This is a genomic window from Anatilimnocola floriformis (assembly GCF_024256385.1).
Lineage (GTDB): Bacteria > Planctomycetota > Planctomycetia > Pirellulales > Pirellulaceae > Anatilimnocola > Anatilimnocola floriformis.
The window spans coordinates 3,343,400-3,360,908 of record NZ_JAMLFW010000001.1; the positions used below are offsets into that span (position 1 = coordinate 3,343,400).

Here is a 17,509-nt window from a genome sequence, read left to right on the forward strand (position 1 = left end):
CCGGCGGACGCTAATTTTTTCGGTCTGCTAAACAGCCGCGATCGCGGCAGTTACGACGACAGCGTCAAATTGACAGCTGTCGCGGCATACCGGTTGCAGATGCCCCGGGCCGCCCAGTTTGCGCGCTACGATGTTTTTGAATTTCAAATGGAACGAGTCGTTATGGAAGGTTTCGCAATGACCAACCTGCCCGTTGCGGAGTTGCCTTCTCCGTCCCCAGAGAATTCTGCTCCCCAGGTAACATCTGCCTCGAACGAACCTGAAGTGAGCGATGCGGCAGGTGCGCTCGTCACCGTCGTGCTCAGTGCGGCGCAGCAGCAGGTCAACCGCCAGCAGCAGCCTGCCGCGACCTATCGTTTGCAACTCCACCATAAATTCCGCTTCGCCGATGCCACGGCCATCGTGCCTTATCTCGCTCGACTCGGCATTAGTCATTGTTACGCCTCGCCTTATTTGAAAGCAGTCGCGGGAAGCGAGCATGGTTACGACGTCGTCGACCACAGCCAACTGAATCCCGAGGTCGGCAATCAGCAGGATTTCGAAAAGTTCGTAGGCACGCTGCGGCATCACGGCTTGGGACACATTCTCGATTTTGTGCCGAATCACATGGGGGTCGCCAGCAACGACAACGCCTGGTGGCAGGACGTGCTCGAGAACGGCCCGAGTTCGCAGTACTCAGGGCATTTCGATATCGATTGGTCGCCGCTGAAATCGGACCTCATCAACAAAGTGCTGCTGCCGGTGCTCGGCGGTCAGTTTGGCCGCGTGCTGGAAAATCAGGAATTGAAATTGGAGTTTGCCGACGGCGCGTTCACGTTGGCGTATTACGAGCGGAAGTTCCCCATCGCGCCGCGGTCCTATTCGCAAGTTCTCAGCCATCGCTTGGAGCAGCTTACGGCGGCGCTCGGTGCAGAGAGTCTCGACGTGCTCGAGTATCAGAGCATTCTCACCGCGCTGAAAAACCTGCCGCCGCTGGAAACGACCGATCTCGCGCAGCGGACGGAGCGCGATCGTGAGAAAGAAATCATCAAACGCCGCCTGCGAACTCTGTGCGAGCAATCGCCGGCGGTGTTGGAGTTTATCCAGCAGAACGTACAGCTGTTCAACGGTGTCGCCGGCGATCCACGCAGTTTCGATCTGCTCGAAAAGCTGCTGGACGATCAAGCCTATCGCTTGTCACATTGGCGGGTAGCATCGGACGAAATCAACTACCGGCGGTTCTTCGATGTGAACGGCCTGGCTGCGCTGTGCATGGAACAGCCTGCCGTCTTCGCGCAGTCACACGCGTTCGTGCTGCAGTTGCTCGAGGCCGGACAACTCGACGGCTTGCGGATCGATCACGCCGACGGTTTATACGACCCAGCAGGTTATCTACGGAATTTGCAGGTCGAGCGCTGGTTGCAATTCTGTCGCGCCGAATATCAGCGGCAGACAGCGGACACAGCCGATGCCCTGCCGTGGGAATCTTTCGTGCCGCGGTTGCGTTCGGAAATCACCAACAAATATCTCACGCGCAAGGCCAGTGAAGAAGCGAAGTCGCTGTATGTGGTCGTCGAGAAGATTCTCGAGCCTAAGGAAAAACTGCCGCTTGATTGGCCCGTGGCGGGAACCTCGGGTTACGACTTTCTCGCTGATGTGAACAGCCTGTTTGTCGACACGCGTCATGAGAAAGCCATCACCGCGATCTATGAGAAGTTCATCGGCGAAAAGGTTCACTACGAGGAAATGGTCTATCGCTGCAAACGGCTGATCATGCGGGTTTCGATGGCCAGCGAGTCGCACGCGCTGGGTCATCAGCTCGATCGCATCTCGGAGTGCCAGCGCTGGAGCCACGACTTCACGCTCAACGGCCTGACGCTCGCGCTACGTGAGATCGTGGCCTGTTTTCCGGTCTACCGCACCTACATCGCCGGCGAGCAAGTTCCCGACCGTGATCGCGGCTACATCGAGCAAGCGGTGGCTCGCGCGAAGCGAAGGAATCCCGCGGTCAGCCCCGAAGTTTACGATTTCATCCGCGATTTGCTGCTGATGAAGAATCTCGATCGCGCAAGTGAAAAGGAAAAACAACTTCGCTTGCAGTTCGTCGGCCGTTTTCAACAATTCACCGGCCCGATGATGGCGAAGGCCGTCGAGGACACGGCTTTCTATCGCTACGCGCGACTCGTTTCGCTCAACGAAGTCGGCGGCGATCCGAGTCGCTTCGGCATCACCCCTGCGGCCTTCCATCAACAGAATGTCGAACGGCAGAACCGTTATCCTCACTCGCTCATTTCGCTCTCGACGCACGATACCAAGCGGAGCGAAGACGTTCGCGCCCGCATCAATACACTTTCGGAAATTCCCGAGCAGTGGAAAGATTGCGGAGTACGTTGGACGCGCTGGAACAAGCGGAAGAAGACCAAGGTCGATGGCGAACTCGCCCCGACTCGCAACGACGAATACCTGCTGTATCAAACATTGCTCGGCACCTGGCCAACGACGCCTCCGACTGGCGCGGCACTCGAGGAGTACATCGGCCGTTTGTGCGAGTACATGACGAAAGCCTTGCGAGAAGGTAAGGAAAAGTCGAGTTGGATTTCTCCTAACGATGCCTACGAGCGGGCGACGCACGATTTTATTCGGGCGATCCTTTCGACCGAGCCAGCGAGCGCATTTCGCGTTGATTTCGAACCTTTTGCCGATCTGGCGATGCGTTGGGGTTGGTGGAACTCGCTGTCGCAGACGCTGTTGAAATTGACGTGCCCCGGTGCGCCTGATACTTATCCCGGCACGGAGGTGTGGAGCCTTCGTCTCGTCGATCCCGATAATCGCCGACCCGTGGATTTTGCGGCGCTCGATCAGCAATTGAAAACGCTGGAGCGACGCGCAGCGGATCCAGGCCGAACTGCCCTGCTGAAGAACCTTGTGGAACGTGCCATCGATGGCAACTGCAAGATGTTTTTGCATCAGCAAGCACTGCAGGTTCGGCGTGATTGCCCCGGACTCTTCACAGTCGGCAAATACCTGCCGCTGGAAGTGACCGGCTCGCAGGCCGAGCATGTGTTTGCCTTCGCGCGAATCCATGAGGGCCAACAAGCCATCGTCATTGTGCCTCGGCTCGTGGCGAGTTTGGTTCCCGGCGGTCAGCCTCCAGTAGGTGAAAGCGTGTGGTTGAATGCTGCTGTGCTGTTGCCTGAAGAACTGCGCGGCAGCGGTTGGACCGAAGTGCTGACGAATCAAACGCATGAATTGACTTCGGATCGGTTGCACGCCGGTCAGGCACTGGGGCATTTTCCGGTATCATTGTGGCTACGGGCGACGAGTTGACATCCATGATTCGTAAGGAGACACCATGACGCGTCCTGCCATTTCCGCCCGGCGAGTTGCCGGCGTGCTGTGCCACATCACTTCGCTCCCCGGCAAATTCGGGTGCGGCGACCTGGGGCCAGCCGCGGAAGATTTCATTCAGTTCCTCGCTCGCACCGGTCAAAGCCGCTGGCAAGTCTTGCCGCTCGGACCAACCGGCTACGGCGATTCGCCCTATCAGTGCTATTCGGCATTTGCTGGAAATCCGCTCCTCATCAGTCTGGAACGTCTCGTAGAGGTTGGCTTGCTCACGGCGGCCGAACTAAGTGGCTTTCCGAAATCGGCCGATGCGACACAAGTTGATTTCGACCCAGTCCGCGCGGCGCACGATGCATTGCTCCGAAAAGCATGCGCCCGATTCTCGTCGAGTTCTTCCACGCCGCTGCATGTCTCGTTCAAAAACTTCTGCAGCACCGAAGCCGAATGGCTCGATGAGTATGCACTCTTCATGGCGATCAAGGAGTCGCAAGGTGGCGGCGCGTGGACCGGTTGGGATCCGCCACTCGGTGCTCGCGAGCCACTCGCCATCGCTAATGCGAAGACCAAACTCGCAAAGCAGATTGAAGAACAGAAAATCATTCAATTTCTGTTCACTAGCCAATGGCAGGCGTTGCGCGAACGCTGTCACGCGGCAGGAATTCTCATTGTTGGCGATGCGCCGATTTTTGTATCGCACGATTCTGCCGACGTGTGGGCCAATCCCGAACTGTTCGATCTCGACTCGCTCGGACAACCTACGGTCGTGGCAGGCGTGCCGCCTGATTATTTCAGCGCGACCGGCCAGCGCTGGGGCAATCCGCTGTATCGCTGGGAGCGGATGCGCGCGACCGGCTATAAGTGGTGGCGGAAGCGGATGGCCAGCGCGCTCAAAATGTTCGACTTCGTGCGACTGGATCATTTCCGCGGTTTCGAAGCCTACTGGAAAATTCCCGCCTCCTCGCCGACGGCCGTTGGTGGCCGCTGGGCGCCGGGGCCTGGTCGGGACTTGTTCGACGCGCTGCGACAAGAGCTCGGCGGCTTGCCGATTTATGCCGAGGATCTCGGCTTGATTACGCCGCCGGTCGAAGCGCTGCGTGACGAACTCAATTTGCCCGGCATGCGCGTGCTGCAGTTTGCCTTTGGCGATGATGCCAAGTCGCTCGACTATCGGCCTCACAATTATCCGCGCGACTGCGTCTGCTATACCGGCACGCACGACAACGATACGACCGTCGGCTGGTTTCGCAGCGAAGCCGGCGAAGGAACCACGCGCGACGAAGATCAAGTGGCGCGCGAGCGCAACTTCGCACTCCGTTACCTGGGGAGCGGCGGCAAACAGATCCATTGGGACATGATTCGGGCAGCTCTGGGCTCAGTGGCCGATACCGCGATTATTCCGCTGCAAGACATTTTGGGACTACCGTCGTCGGCGCGGATGAATCAACCTGGCACCGGAACGGGCAACTGGCGGTGGCGCATGAAACCCGGCGCAATTACGCCAGAAATTGAGAAACAACTGGCAGATATGACGAAGATTTACGATCGATAGATTGTCGTCTTTCACTCCGTGAAAGTGCGCGTCTGCGGGCTGTGGAATGAGAATTTCGCGGCCCGCTGCGGACGCACTCTTTCGCGGAGCGAAAGACGACTGATATGGCGGCGAAAGACTCGCGCATGGCACCCGAGTTGCTCTCTCTGCACGGCAGTAGAGCAACCACCAGGAGACCATCATGAGTGACCCGCAATGGTTCAAAGATGCCGTTATTTACGAATTGCACGTTCGTGCGTTTCACGACAGCGTGGGTGATGGGACCGGCGATTTTCGCGGCCTGACCCAGAAGCTCGACTATCTGCAGGACCTCGGCATCACGGCGATTTGGCTGTTGCCGTTTTATCCTTCGCCGCTGCGCGATGATGGCTACGACATTGCCGATTACACGGCGATCCATCCGAAGTACGGCAACATGGATATGTTCCGGGAATTCCTGGCCGCTGCGCATGCGCGCGGACTGAAAGTCATCACCGAACTCGTCATCAATCACACTTCCGACCAGCATGCCTGGTTTCAGCGCGCTCGGCGTGCGCCGCCGGGAAGTGTCGAACGAGATTTTTATGTTTGGAGCGATTCGCCCGAAAAGTACAAAGACGCGCGCATCATCTTTCAGGATTTTGAAGTCTCGAATTGGACCTATGATCGTGTCGCGAAGTCGTATTTCTGGCACCGGTTCTATTCGCATCAGCCTGATTTGAACTTCGAGAACAAAGCCGTCTGGGATGCTCTCTATCCGATCGTCGACTTCTGGATGGACATGGGCGTTGATGGCATGCGGCTCGATGCCGTGCCGTATTTGTTTGAGCGGGAAGGAACGATCTGCGAGAACTTGCCGGAGACGCATCAATATCTAAAGGCGATTCGCGCGCACATCGATCGGAAGTATCCCGATCGCATGTTGATCGCCGAGGCGAATCAATGGCCAGAGGATGCAGTGGCCTACTTTGGCGACGGCGATGAGTGCCACATGTGCTTTCATTTCCCGCTCATGCCGCGGCTGTTTATGGCCATGCATACGCAGGATCGGTTCCCAATCGTCGATATTCTCGAGCAAACACCGGCAATTCCTGACTCGTGCCAATGGGCGCTCTTCTTGCGCAACCATGATGAGCTGACTCTGGAAATGGTGACCGATGAAGAACGTGACTCGATGTATCGTGCCTACGCGCACGATCGCGATGCGCGGATCAACCTCGGCATTCGTCGCCGACTCGCGCCGCTGCTGAGTAATAATCGTCGGCGAATTGAGCTAATGAATGGCTTGCTGTTTTCGTTGCCCGGCACTCCGGTGCTGTACTACGGCGACGAGATCGGTATGGGAGATAACATCTATCTCGGTGATCGCAACGGTGTTCGCACGCCGATGCAGTGGAGCGGCGATCGAAATGCCGGATTCTCGAAGGCGAACCCGCAGAAATTGTATCTGCCGATCATTATCGATCCGGAGTACCACTACGAAGCCATCAACGTCGAGGCGCAACAAGCGAACTCGCATTCGCTGCTGTGGTGGACGAAGCGGTTGCTCGGTTTGCGTCGGCAGTACAAAGCATTCAGCCGCGGCAGCATTGAGTTTCTCGATCCGCAAAACCGCAAGATTCTCGCGTTCGTGCGGAAGCACGAAGATGAAACATTGCTCGTCGTCGCGAACCTCTCGCGGTTCGTGCAGTTCGTCGAGCTCGATCTCAACGCCTTCGAAGGGATCACGCCGGTTGAGCTCTTCGGCCAAACGCCGTTTCCACAGATCGGCAAGCTGCCGTATCTGCTGACGCTGGGACCACACTCGTTCTACTGGTTCAATCTTTGTCCCAAGAGCGAAACGGTCTCGCAGGAACAGACGCAGCGGTTGCCGGAAGTATTTCTCCAGCCGCATGCCTCGCGGTGGGAACAGATTTTCGAGGGCACAGGCGATCTGATGCTTGCTGGAGCACTGCGGACCTACCTGCAGCGCACCATGCCGCCCGAAACTGGCTCGCGGCGAATTCGCGCGACGCATTTGCGCGACGTAATCCCTGTCGCCGAAGGCAAATTTTATCTGGCGATCATGGAACTCGAGTTCAACGAGGGTGACGCCGAATCGCATCTCCTGCCGCTCGCGTTCGAACCGCAGAGCAAGCTCGACAACTGGCCAGCCGGGCAGCATTTCCGCTTCATCGCTCGGCTACGCGGCAAGCAAGAATCCACGCACGGCGTGCTGTACTCGGCTGCCGAGGAGCCGGCATTCGCACACGCTCTGATGGAGCTGATGCAAGGTGGCAGCACGGTGCGTGGCGCGCTGGGTGGTGAGCTCAGCTCGAATCAGCGTCAGCCGTTGACGAATTCCGACCACGTGATGTTGATTCCAGATCCGGTGGCAACGGAGCACTTCAATCACTGCTATCGCTTCGGCAGCAATTGGCTGCTGAAAGTGTATCGTCGCATCGAAGCCGGCGCGCATCCGGAAGTGGAAATCGGCGAAGTGCTGAGCGCATCCGAGGCGCCGTCCCCCACTGCTCGACTCGCTGCGACGCTTGAGTATCGTCGTCGTCGTCAAGACCCGACGACGCTCGCCGTCGTGCATCAGTTCATCAATCATGAAAACGACGCCTGGCAGTACACGCTCGACAAAGTGAGCGATTTCTATGAACGTGTAGCCACGTTGCCCGAACCAGACGAAGGAGTCCGCTCGGCGACGATGGATCCACTCGCTACGCAGTTGCGCATGCCGGAACTCGCTGAAGAATTGATCGGCAGTTATCTGGACAACGTGCGGATGATGGGGCGACGGTTGGGTGAACTCCACCTCGGTCTCGCAGCGGTGAATGACCGCCCCGGCTTCACGCCGCTGGAGTTTTCGCCGCAGTACCAGCGGTCGTTGTATCAATCGATGCGGACGACGACCCTTGATGTGATGTATGCGTTGTCGCAAACGGAGAAATCACTGCCACCCGAGATTCAGTCGATGGCCAAAGCGGTTCTCGAGCGAGAAGAAGAGATTCTCGGTTGCTACCGAAAACTGATCGACATGAAGTTGCCGATCTTGCGGACGCGCGTGCATGGTGACTGCCACTTGGGGCAAATCCTGCACACCGGCCGTGACTTCGTCTTCATCGATTTCGAGGGACCACCAACGCAGTCGCTAGGCGAGCGGCGGATCAAGCGTACGCCGCTACGCGATGTGGTCGACATGCTGGCCTCGTTTGCAGGCGCGGCGATTTCGACGCTGTATGGCCTGAGCACCGGGCGAGGTCGGCCGCAGGGAACGATTCGCGCCGAAGACCGACAGCGCGTCGGACTGTGGGGACGACAGTGGTTCAACTGGGTCGCGGCCAGCTTCGTGCCGGCGTATTCGGCAACCGTCGCGGGCATGCCGTTCCTGCCGGCGAATCCGCGCGATCAGCGTTTCCTGATCACTAGCCTGCTACTCGATAAGTGGATGAACGAACTCGAAGGAGAGTTGCGTGAACGGCCCAATTGGAGCCGGATCCCGCTGCGGGGAATTCTGGCGACGCTGGAGTGGGCCGAGAGCCACGAGCGTGAGGAAGAGTTAATCGCTCGCTAAAGAAAGTCGGTCAACGAAAACGGGCCAGACTTTTGGTCTGGCCCGTTCATGATTGGAGTGAGCGGAGAGAACTAAGAATTACTCTTCCTTTTTCTCTTCAACGGGCTTCGATTCCGTTTCCTTCGAAACGGTGGCCGTAGCTGGTTCCTTCACGGCAGGAGCTTCGGCCGGTTGTTCCGGAGCCGGTTCGGGCTTCTTGGTGGCCGCTTCCACGGCGGTCTTCATTTCGGCCTGCAGGGATTCGCGGGCTTTTTGCATTTCGTCGGCGACGCTCTTCTGTGCCTTGCTGAGTTCATCGCTCACGCTCTTTTGCATCGCGACTTGCGATTGCTTCAGTTCGCTGGCGACCTTGGCGCTGTCTTCTTTCGCCTGGCTCATCACCGCGGCGATTTCCTTGGCGCATTCTTCGCGAGCCTTCACGAAGTCGGCCTTAATTTGATCCTTCAGCTTTTGCATTTCGGCGGCGACATCATTCTTGGCAGCATCACGCAAAGCCGCGACTTGGGTCTTGGTGCTTTCGGCGATCTTCTTCGCTTCGGCAGCCACCGCCTCTTGAGCTTCCTTCCGCAGGGCGGCAATTTCGAGCTTCACTTGTTCGCTCAGCTTGGCAGCTTCAGCTTCGACGAGCGAGGCCGAGTCCTTCGCCAGCTTCGACTCGACGGCGGCGATCTTGTCTTTCAGATCTTGATCCAACTTGGCAGACAGGCTGGCATTGAGCGAGCCGTACAATTCGGCCTGACGACGGGCAGCACGGCGGCCAAAGATGGCGGCGCTGGCGTCGGTCGACAGACTGGCGAAAATCGCGACGGCGATGAGCGCGGCGATAAACTTCTTCATCTCAAACACTCCGAGAGTAGGACTGGAAAGGCGGGTAGCGAGGCGACGGCGAACCGCAACGGTTCGAACCAGTCTTCCACTCGCGAAGCGCTCAGCCGTCGATGACGGCGAGGCGGGGCGTCCTGCAAAGATAACACGCGTTAGAGGTTAGCTTCGTAGGATTATTCCGTAAAGGAACATCGTACCGATTTTATAAGGTTTTTTGGCGGTTTTTCGCGGATGTCACGACTGGGAATTTTGCAGGATGTAATTTGGCGGGGTGGCAACTAGAATAAAAGCTGCTTTCCGCCGGCCCACAAAGGCGGACTTTTCAGCAGATCTCAGGGCGTGAACAGGATTCCGGGCATGACCAGCGGCGCAGCTTATCGCGGCAACACTTACGGCCTGGCAGCGGCTTTTGCCTTGCTGCTCGTTCCCGTCGCCTCGGCCCAGATCACGGCCCGCGGTTTGATCGGCCCCGAGACGTTGGCCCCTTATGGCTTGGAAATGGCCTGGTCGACGACGATTGCCGTGGATCGCGGCAGCGATCGCGTGGTCGATGTGACCCAGCACGTGAGCTACAACATCACGCAGACGATTTACGAATTCACCTTCGACAAACAGCAATACAATTTCTCGGAGCGCGATCTCGATCCGTTCGGCAAAGTGATGGGGCCCGACGGCGCCAAGAAGGCCGCCGAAAAGAAGTGGGATCAGATCAAGGCTGAATATGCCTATCAAGGTTTGCCGGAGCCGACGGCGCCGGAGATCATTGCTCGCGTGGTGCCCGAGATCACACTGCTCGCCACCACACAACGCGGCATGGTCCATTCGATCGACGGTAACAATGGCAAGACTCGCTGGTCGACTTCGGTCGGCAAGAATCGTTATCCCACCACCGCGGCCGGCGGCAGCGATAAGCTCGTTGCCGTGGTCAACGGCTCGACCTTGCATGTATTGAATGCCAACGATGGTTCGTTCGCCTGGTCGCGGCCGCTGAGCGGTTCGCCCGGTGCCGGACCGGCCGTTTCCGACAAGCTGATTTTCGCGCCGCGAATTAACGGCGCGGTCGAGCTCTTTAAAGTCGACGATCACAAACGCCCCGCCGCCATCTACAAAGCCTTTGGTCGGACGATGGTGCAACCGGTACTGTCGTTCAACAGCGTGGCTTGGCCGTCGGACGAAGGTCACTTGTACGTCGGCTTTGCCAATCAACAGTCGGTTCGCTTCCGCATCGAAGCCAAGCAAGGGATCATTTCGCAGCCGTTCTTTAGCCCGGCTGGCAAGCTGTTCGCGACTTCGCTCGATGGTTATGTCTATTGCATCGATGAAGTGCGCGGCGAAGTGCTGTGGCGATTCACAACAGGTGAGCCGATCGATATTTCGCCGGTGGCGATTGGCGACGTTGTGTATGCGATCACGCGCGAACACAACATGTATGCGATCAACATTGCCGACGCCAGTGAAAAATGGGTCATCTCGGGAGTCGGCGGATTTCTCTCGGGGACCGAAACTCGCCTGTATTGCACCGATGTGACGGGCAACATGCTGGTGCTGGAATCGCACTCCGGCGCGCAGCTCGGCCAGGTCGGAACGAGCACGATGACGCTCAAAATGCCGAACTTGCAAACGGACCGCATTTTCCTCGGCCAGAACACCGGGCTGCTGCAATGCATCCGGCAATCGAATCTCAAATTCCCGCTCGTGCATTACATGGCCGAAGGCAAACGGCCCGTAGTTCCCGGCGCTGCACCACCGGGACCTGGCGGCGTTCCCGCTCCTGGCCCTGGCGGAGTTCCGGCGCCGATGGTGCCGGCAGTTGATCCGTTCGGCGATCCAGGCGCCATGCCAGCGCCTGCCCCGGGACCGAAACCAGCAGCGCCTCCAGCTGATCCGTTTGGTTAAAAGTGTCGTCTTTCGCTCCCGCGAAAGAACGCGTCTTCTTGATTTTGCTTCTTAAGATCGAAGTTCCGTGAAAGGTCGCCGTTGCAAGATGCGTCCTTTCGTGGAGCGAAAGGCGACTATGGCGAGGTCCACAGCTTGCCTTGCCAGGTATCGCGCTGTTCGAACTCCTGCGCGAGAGCATTGAGCATCCCCGGCTTGTCGAGCGTCCAGTTCGGCCCCACCAAGTAATCGGGCGGAGCGTCGCCGCTGACGCGTTCGACGATCATCGTCGGCGGCAGCAGCTCGAGAAAATCAACCACCGTGCGAACATACTCAGCTCGCTCCATCAATTGCACTTCGCCGCGCGCAACTTGATCGGCGAGCGGCGTACCTTTCACGCAGTACAAGTTGTGGATCTTGATCGAGTCTGGATTCTGCCGCGCGAGCTCGCGGGCCGTGGCCAGCATGTCCTCATGCGTTTCGCCGGGCAGGCCGAGCATCACGTGCGCGCAGATCTCAAAGCCGCGGCCACGACTGCGAGTCATCGCGTCGGGGAAGCAGGCATAATCATGGCCGCGGTTCATCCAGGCTAGCGAACGATCGTGAATCGTCTGCACGCCGTACTCGACGGCCAGGTAGGTGCAGCCGGCGATTTCTTCGAGCAGATCGAGCACATCGTCGGGTACGCAGTCAGGCCGCGTGCCGATGGCCATGCCCACCACCTGTGGATGTTCGAGGGCCCGCTCATAGACCGCGCGCAGCCGCTCGAGTTTGCCGTAGGTATTCGTCGCGGGCTGAAAGTAGGCGATGAACGTATCGCAGTCGTAGCGAATCTGGAGACGCCGGATGCCGTCGTTCACTTGCTCGAGAATGTCGCGCCGCTTGATCCGTCGACTCGGACTGAAGCTGCGGTTATCGCAAAAGGTGCAGCCGCCGGTGGTTACACTTCCGTCAACATTCGGACAAGTGAAACCGGCATCGAGGCTGACTTTTTGCACGCGGCGGCCGAATTTATTGCGCAGAAAGCGGTTGTAGCTGAAGTATCGCAGGCCGGCGGCGCGCCAATCGAACGTCCCGGCGGCTGTTGCTGCTGCGTGTTCGCAGGCGGCCGGCCGGTTGTTGATTGACGTCATATTTCGCCTGCATTAAAGTGTTTTTTTGAGCGCTGTCAATTTGTCGGGGATCGTCTGCCCCCTTCCGACTTCAGCCAGATCACAGCACTCAAGTTAGCAGAGAACAGGAAACAGAGAAATGTACGGCGAGCTCATTCCCCTGGGCGGCGGTGATCCAATTCCCCTGCTCAAAGAAAGCCTGATCATCGGTCGGCGCGACGAAAAGTGCGACATCGTGCTGCGCTTCGGCAATGTTTCGGGCCAGCACTGCCAGCTGACACTCGAGCACGGCTACTGGTACGTGCAGGATTTGAACAGCAGCAACGGCGTGAAGGTGAACGGCACGAAGGTGACGCGCAAGCGCGTCGATCCCAACGATGAACTGACCGTCGCCAAGCACAAGTACAAGATGACGTACAACCCGACCGAGCTCGGCGCCAGCGGCCCGCCTCCGAGCGACGAAGCCGACTACGCCAACATCATGAGCCGCAGCTTGCTCGAAGCCGCCGGTTTGCAAAAACGGAAGCTCCCCGAAACTCGCCGCTTCGACGTCAACAGCGATGATCCCGATCAGCTGAAGCGCAAGAAGGGCCTCGAATAAAGCGGTAGGCCGGAACAAGTGTACTCACGCAGTTCCGGCAGGATTGGCAATGGGTCGTTGCGCTGCAAGTCTTGCCGGAACAGCGCGGAGTACCGCTCGTTCCGGCCTACGCCTACTTTCTTCGAGGAGTTTCAGATCGCGATTAATTGCAATGGGCCCGAGTCTTCGGACTCGTAAGGGACGGTTCGCCGAGACCTGCCGAGTTCATCCGTCATGTGATCACGATGAAAACTCCTCTTCCCTTTTCCGATTCCGTCGAAACGATTCCCGCTGATGAAGCGCAGCAGATCGCGCGGATTGTCGAAATCGTGCAGCAGACGCAGAAAATCCACTTCGATAAGACGGGCGAGTTGCACCGCGATGTTCACGCCAAAGCGAATGGCTGCGCGCGGGGAGAGTTACGCATTTCGGCCGGCCTGCCTGCGGAGCTTGCACAGGGGCTGTTTGTACAACCCGCCACTTACCACGCTGCGGTTCGCTTTTCGAACTCGGCCCCTTGGTTTCAAGCCGATCTGGTTCCCGATGGTCGCGGCCTGGCCATTCAGGTCGAAGATGTTCCCGGCGAGCACGTTGACGACGGGGTCACCACGCAAGATTTTGTAATGGTGAATCATCCTTGCTTCATCACCGCCGATGTGCGGGAGTTTTTGGAGATCGAAGAAGCTCGCCTCCGCGCAGCCGATGATCCGATCCAGCTGGCCGCAGTCCTCGCGAGCAAAGAATGGAATCCGCTGAAGTGGAACTGGCGTGAAAGTCTCGCGCTCGCGCAGTTGGTAGCGCAGCTGCCGTCGCATCCGGCTAGTTACACGTACTACAGCATGAGTCCGATTCGCTTCGGCAACTATGTTGCCAAGTATCGCCTCCAACCCGCGGTCGATTTGCCGAGTTCCACGCTGTGGTCCGCGGCACGGGTCGCCACCGAACGCGATGCCATGCGCCACATGCTCGCCGAGACACTGCAAAGCCAGGAGCTGACGTTTGAGTTCCAGGTGCAACTGCGCACTGCCGAGGAGTCGATGCCCATCGAAGACGCTTCCGTAACTTGGCCGGAAGCCGAGTCACCGTTTCGAACGGTGGCTCAGTTGGTCCTGCCTCGCCAGGACATTTCGGCGCCAGAAGTTTCCGCCGCCGGCGAACGTCGCGCCTTTAGCGTCTGGCATGCACTCGCGGCCCATCGACCGCTCGGCGGCATCAATCGCTTGCGACGCGCCGTGTATCCCGCGTCGGCGAAATTTCGCGGCGCGTAACGCCAGCGTCATCCGCTCATGGCGACTCGCTCGGCTGCAAGTTATCATACTGCGCAACATCCCGAGCGATTCTGATCTGTCTGCGGAGATCCTCCATGCGTTGCCGAACAAATTCTTTCTGCCTGTGCGTTGCTTTGTTTTTTGCATCGGCATTTTCGCTGAGCGCATTCGGCCAGGACATTGCCAAGCACAATCGCTGGACGACAGCTCTCACGTTTACGAACGGCGGCAAGCAACTCATCATCGTCGGCGGCGAAAGCCTGCAGTATCGGCCTGGCGATGTACGCATCTGGGACACCGCCAATGGCGCTCAGGTCGCAGCGTTCGAAGGTCATCCGACCAATGTCTGGGGCGTGGCCGCGTCGGCCGATGGCAAGACACTAATCACCACCGGTTACGACGGCAAGGTCATCGTCTGGGATATCGAGCAAAAGAAGCCGAAAGCGACGCTCGACAAGCATAAAGGCTGGGTTCGCGCGGTGGCACTGAGCAAAGATGAAAAGCGTTTCGCCACCGGCGGCGAGGATGGCACGGTCATCCTATGGGAAGTCGACGGCCCAAAGGAAGTGAAGTCGTTCAAAGCCCACGAGCAAGCCATTTATGCTCTCGCGTTTGCGCCCGATGGCACGCTGGCCAGCGGCTCGACCGATAAGTTTGCCAAGCTCTGGGATGCCGCCGAAGGAAAGGAAAAAGCCAAGCTCGAAGGACACGAAGACGCCGTCTGGGCCCTCTCCTGGTCGGCCGATGGCAATTGGCTGGCCACGGCGGGCGCCGATCGCAAGATCAAGGTGCGCGATAAGGAAGGGAAAGAACAGTTCGCCCTCGAAGGCCACAAAGATTGGGTCAGCGGCGTGGCGTTCTCGCCCGACGGCAACTGGCTGGCCAGCAGCAGTCACGACAAAACGGCCAAGCTGTGGGACGTGAAAGAAAAGAAAGAAGCCCATACCTTCGGCCCCGCTAAGAGCACGAACTGGTGCGTCGGCTTCAGCCCCGACGGCGCCCTGCTCGCCGTCGGCTGTCACAATGAAATCCATCTCTACAAAACGGCAGACAAGAGCGAGCCCTTCCCGCCCGCCAAGGAAGAAAAGCCGGCCGAGAAGAAGTAACCAGGAAATGGTTGAAAGCCGGGCGCGATGCACTCTAAACTAGGGAAGCCCACCTGACTCGTTTCCCACCATTCGCGCCCTGCGAACCTTGCAGAGGGTACACCCTGCATGCTGATTCGTTTCCCACGCAAGATGCGTTCTCTTTTCGCAATCATCGCAGCGTTGCTCTGCTGCGCGCCCGCCTTCGCCGACGACGCCGCCACGAAGGATGCTGAGTTTTTCGAGCAGCAGATTCGGCCGCTGCTGATTGCACACTGCACCGATTGCCATGGCGATCGCAAGCAGGAAGCGAAGCTGCGACTCGACAGCCGCGAGGCCCTACTCGCCGGCGGCGAATCGGGGCCGGCGCTCGTGCCGGGTGAGCCCGAAAAAAGTCTGCTGATCGCAGCCGTCCATTACAAGGCCGACGTCGCACAGATGCCGCCGAAGGGAAAAATGGATGATGAGAAAATCGCGAAGCTGACACGCTGGGTACAAAGTGGGGCAGTTTGGCCGGTCAGCGCAAAGCCGATGCGAACCGACGCCGCGAGCGGCGACAACAAATGGAAACTTCGGGCGCAGGATCGCGACTTCTGGTCATTCCGGCCGGTCGTGAAAACGACGCCCCCCGAATCGCCGTTGTCTGCCGAAGCACACGACGCGCTCGATCTCTTCATTCAGAAAAAACTAGCCGAGCAAAATCTCTCTCCTGCACAACCCGCCGACAAACGCCAACTCATCCGCCGCGTGACTTTCGATCTCACCGGCTTGCCGCCGACGATTGCCGATGTCGACGCATTCGTCGCCGATGAATCGCCGGATGCTTACGAGCGCGTCGTCGATCGTTTGCTCGCCTCGCCGCGATTCGGCGAACGGGCCGCGCGGTTGTGGCTCGATGTTGCTCGCTTCGGTGAAGATCAGGCCCACACGTTTGCCGCGCGGCGATATCCACAGGGATTTCGCTATCGCGATTGGCTCGTGCAGCAGATGAATGCCGACCTGCCCTACGATCAATTTATCAAGTTGCAAATCGCCGCCGATCTGCTCGCTGCTCCTGACGAGCGGCAACACTTGCCTGCTCTGGGCATGTTTGCCTGCGGCCCCGTTTATTACGGCGACAAGAACGATCTCGATCAATACGCCGATCGGGTCGATACGCTGACCCGCGGTTTTCTCGGCCTGACGGTCGCGTGTGCTCGTTGCCACGATCACAAGTTCGACCCGATTCCGACGGCCGACTATTACGCGCTCGTCGGAGTGTTTGCGAGTTCCGACTATGTCGAGTCCCCGCTGGTTTCGCCCGCTGAGGTCGAAGAATTTCAGAAGCAGCTGACCGAAAAAGAAAAGCAGATGAAAGAAAAGGAGCGTCCGAAGAAATATCCCTTCGCTCACGCTCTGACCGATCGCAGTCAGCCGAAGACGATGAAGGTGCATATTCGCGGCAACCCAGACACACTCGCCGAAGAAGCGCCGCGGCAATTCCTCGCCATCCTTTCGCCCGACAATCGCGAAAGGTTCGCCAAAGGAAGTGGCCGGCTCGAGCTGGCCGATGCGATCGCCGATCCGCAAAATCCGCTCACCGCTCGGGTGATGGTCAATCGTCTTTGGCAGCAGCACTTCGGCCTGGGACTTGTCCGCACGGCGGGAAATTTCGGCGCGTTGGGCGAACAGCCGACGCATCCCGAACTGCTCGATTACCTGGCCGCGACGTTTGTCGAACAAGGTTGGTCGCTGAAGGAGATGCATCGCCAGATGGTGCAATCGGCCACCTACCGGCAAGGGACAACCAATGCCGCCGCAGCCGAGGCCGATCCCGAGAACCGTAGTTGGTCGCGCTATGCCCGTCGCCGTCTCGATGTCGAATCGTGGCGAGATGCAATGCTCTCGGTCGGCGGTCAACTCGATTCGGCCATGCTCGGTCCTTCGCACGACTTGGCGAACAACAACAACCGCCGCCGCACAATCTACGGCATGGTCAGTCGCCATGAATTGAATCCGCTGCTGCGACTATTCGATTTTCCCGATCCAAACATCACCAGCGATCAACGGCTGACGACGACCGTGCCGTTGCAGCAACTGTTTGTGCTCAACAGCGAGTTCATGACCAACCTCGCCAAAGAAATCGCTCGCCAGGCGCAAGCCAACGGCGCTGACGACAGCGCGCGGATCAGCGAACTGTATGAACGTCTTTACAACCGCGAGCCAACATCGGGGGAACTCGAAATCGGTCGGCGGTTTGTGACCAGCACCGAAGCCACCCCCGGCACGCAATTGAATCGCTGGGAACGGTACGCCCAGGCGTTGCTGGCGGCGAATGAGTTTTTGTATTTGGATTGAGGTCGGGGACTGG

The 17,509-nt window shown here is 58.6% G+C and carries 10 protein-coding genes; 8 read left to right on the forward strand and 2 right to left on the reverse strand.

All coding sequences use genetic code 11. The features are described 5' to 3' along the window. Positions 1-177: 177 nt before the first annotated feature. From treY to treS, 3 genes are all read left to right on the forward strand, one after another. On the forward strand, positions 178-3,306 hold the full coding sequence (treY, locus tag M9Q49_RS12840) for a malto-oligosyltrehalose synthase (RefSeq protein ID WP_254509146.1): 3,129 nt from the start codon (positions 178-180) through the stop codon (positions 3,304-3,306). 25 nt (positions 3,307-3,331) lie between these two features. Further along, a complete protein-coding gene (gene malQ / locus M9Q49_RS12845; RefSeq protein ID WP_254509147.1) occupies positions 3,332-4,873 on the forward strand; it encodes a 4-alpha-glucanotransferase in 1,542 nt (513 codons plus the stop codon). A 181-nt stretch (positions 4,874-5,054) separates the two neighbouring features. Then, complete coding sequence (gene treS / locus M9Q49_RS12850; RefSeq protein ID WP_254509148.1) at positions 5,055-8,414, forward strand: maltose alpha-D-glucosyltransferase; 3,360 nt, start codon at positions 5,055-5,057, stop codon at positions 8,412-8,414. Between the two features lie 78 nt (positions 8,415-8,492). Here the strand turns inward: treS and M9Q49_RS12855 are convergent, their stop codons facing one another. After that, the gene (locus tag M9Q49_RS12855) at positions 8,493-9,251 is read right to left on the reverse strand and encodes a hypothetical protein (protein WP_254509149.1); all 759 of its coding nucleotides are present in this window, start codon (positions 9,249-9,251) and stop codon (positions 8,493-8,495) included. Positions 9,252-9,596: 345 nt separating this feature from the next. Between M9Q49_RS12855 and M9Q49_RS12860 the strand changes: the two genes are divergently transcribed. Continuing rightward, entirely contained in the window at positions 9,597-11,135 is a 1,539-nt protein-coding gene (locus M9Q49_RS12860) for an outer membrane protein assembly factor BamB family protein (RefSeq protein WP_254509150.1), read from the forward strand. A gap of 116 nt (positions 11,136-11,251) precedes the next feature. On the opposite strand, the gene M9Q49_RS12865 is transcribed toward M9Q49_RS12860, so the two are convergent. After that, a complete protein-coding gene (locus M9Q49_RS12865) occupies positions 11,252-12,247 on the reverse strand; it encodes a TIGR01212 family radical SAM protein (RefSeq protein WP_254509151.1) in 996 nt (331 codons plus the stop codon). Positions 12,248-12,365: 118 nt separating this feature from the next. On the opposite strand from M9Q49_RS12865, the gene M9Q49_RS12870 reads away from it, so the two are divergent. The 4 genes from M9Q49_RS12870 (at position 12,366) to M9Q49_RS12885 (ending at position 17,496) form a co-directional block, all read left to right on the forward strand. After that, positions 12,366-12,827, forward strand: a complete 462-nt coding sequence (locus M9Q49_RS12870) for an FHA domain-containing protein (protein WP_254509152.1) — start codon at positions 12,366-12,368, stop codon at positions 12,825-12,827. A 224-nt stretch (positions 12,828-13,051) separates the two neighbouring features. Next, positions 13,052-14,074, forward strand: coding sequence for a catalase family protein (locus tag M9Q49_RS12875; protein ID WP_254509153.1), 1,023 nt, complete (start codon positions 13,052-13,054; stop codon positions 14,072-14,074). 95 nt (positions 14,075-14,169) lie between these two features. Then, positions 14,170-15,180 carry a WD40 repeat domain-containing protein gene (locus tag M9Q49_RS12880; protein ID WP_254509154.1) on the forward strand — a complete coding sequence of 337 codons (1,011 nt, stop codon included), beginning with the start codon at positions 14,170-14,172 and terminating at the stop codon, positions 15,178-15,180. A gap of 132 nt (positions 15,181-15,312) precedes the next feature. Continuing rightward, positions 15,313-17,496, forward strand: a complete 2,184-nt coding sequence (locus M9Q49_RS12885) for a PSD1 and planctomycete cytochrome C domain-containing protein (protein WP_254509155.1) — start codon at positions 15,313-15,315, stop codon at positions 17,494-17,496. The last annotated feature ends 13 nt before the right edge of the window (positions 17,497-17,509 follow it).

Excerpts from the sequence above, each read along its gene's own strand:
- treY (WP_254509146.1), top strand. The coding sequence starts at position 178 with ATGACCAACCTGCCCGTTGCGGAGTTGCCTTCTCCGTCCCCAGAGAAT.
- malQ (WP_254509147.1), top strand. The coding sequence starts at position 3,332 with ATGACGCGTCCTGCCATTTCCGCCCGGCGAGTTGCCGGCGTGCTGTGC.
- treS (WP_254509148.1), top strand. The coding sequence starts at position 5,055 with ATGAGTGACCCGCAATGGTTCAAAGATGCCGTTATTTACGAATTGCAC.
- M9Q49_RS12855 (WP_254509149.1), bottom strand. The coding sequence starts at position 9,251 with ATGAAGAAGTTTATCGCCGCGCTCATCGCCGTCGCGATTTTCGCCAGT.
- M9Q49_RS12860 (WP_254509150.1), top strand. The coding sequence starts at position 9,597 with ATGACCAGCGGCGCAGCTTATCGCGGCAACACTTACGGCCTGGCAGCG.
- M9Q49_RS12865 (WP_254509151.1), bottom strand. The coding sequence starts at position 12,247 with ATGACGTCAATCAACAACCGGCCGGCCGCCTGCGAACACGCAGCAGCA.
- M9Q49_RS12870 (WP_254509152.1), top strand. The coding sequence starts at position 12,366 with ATGTACGGCGAGCTCATTCCCCTGGGCGGCGGTGATCCAATTCCCCTG.
- M9Q49_RS12875 (WP_254509153.1), top strand. The coding sequence starts at position 13,052 with ATGAAAACTCCTCTTCCCTTTTCCGATTCCGTCGAAACGATTCCCGCT.
- M9Q49_RS12880 (WP_254509154.1), top strand. The coding sequence starts at position 14,170 with ATGCGTTGCCGAACAAATTCTTTCTGCCTGTGCGTTGCTTTGTTTTTT.
- M9Q49_RS12885 (WP_254509155.1), top strand. The coding sequence starts at position 15,313 with ATGCGTTCTCTTTTCGCAATCATCGCAGCGTTGCTCTGCTGCGCGCCC.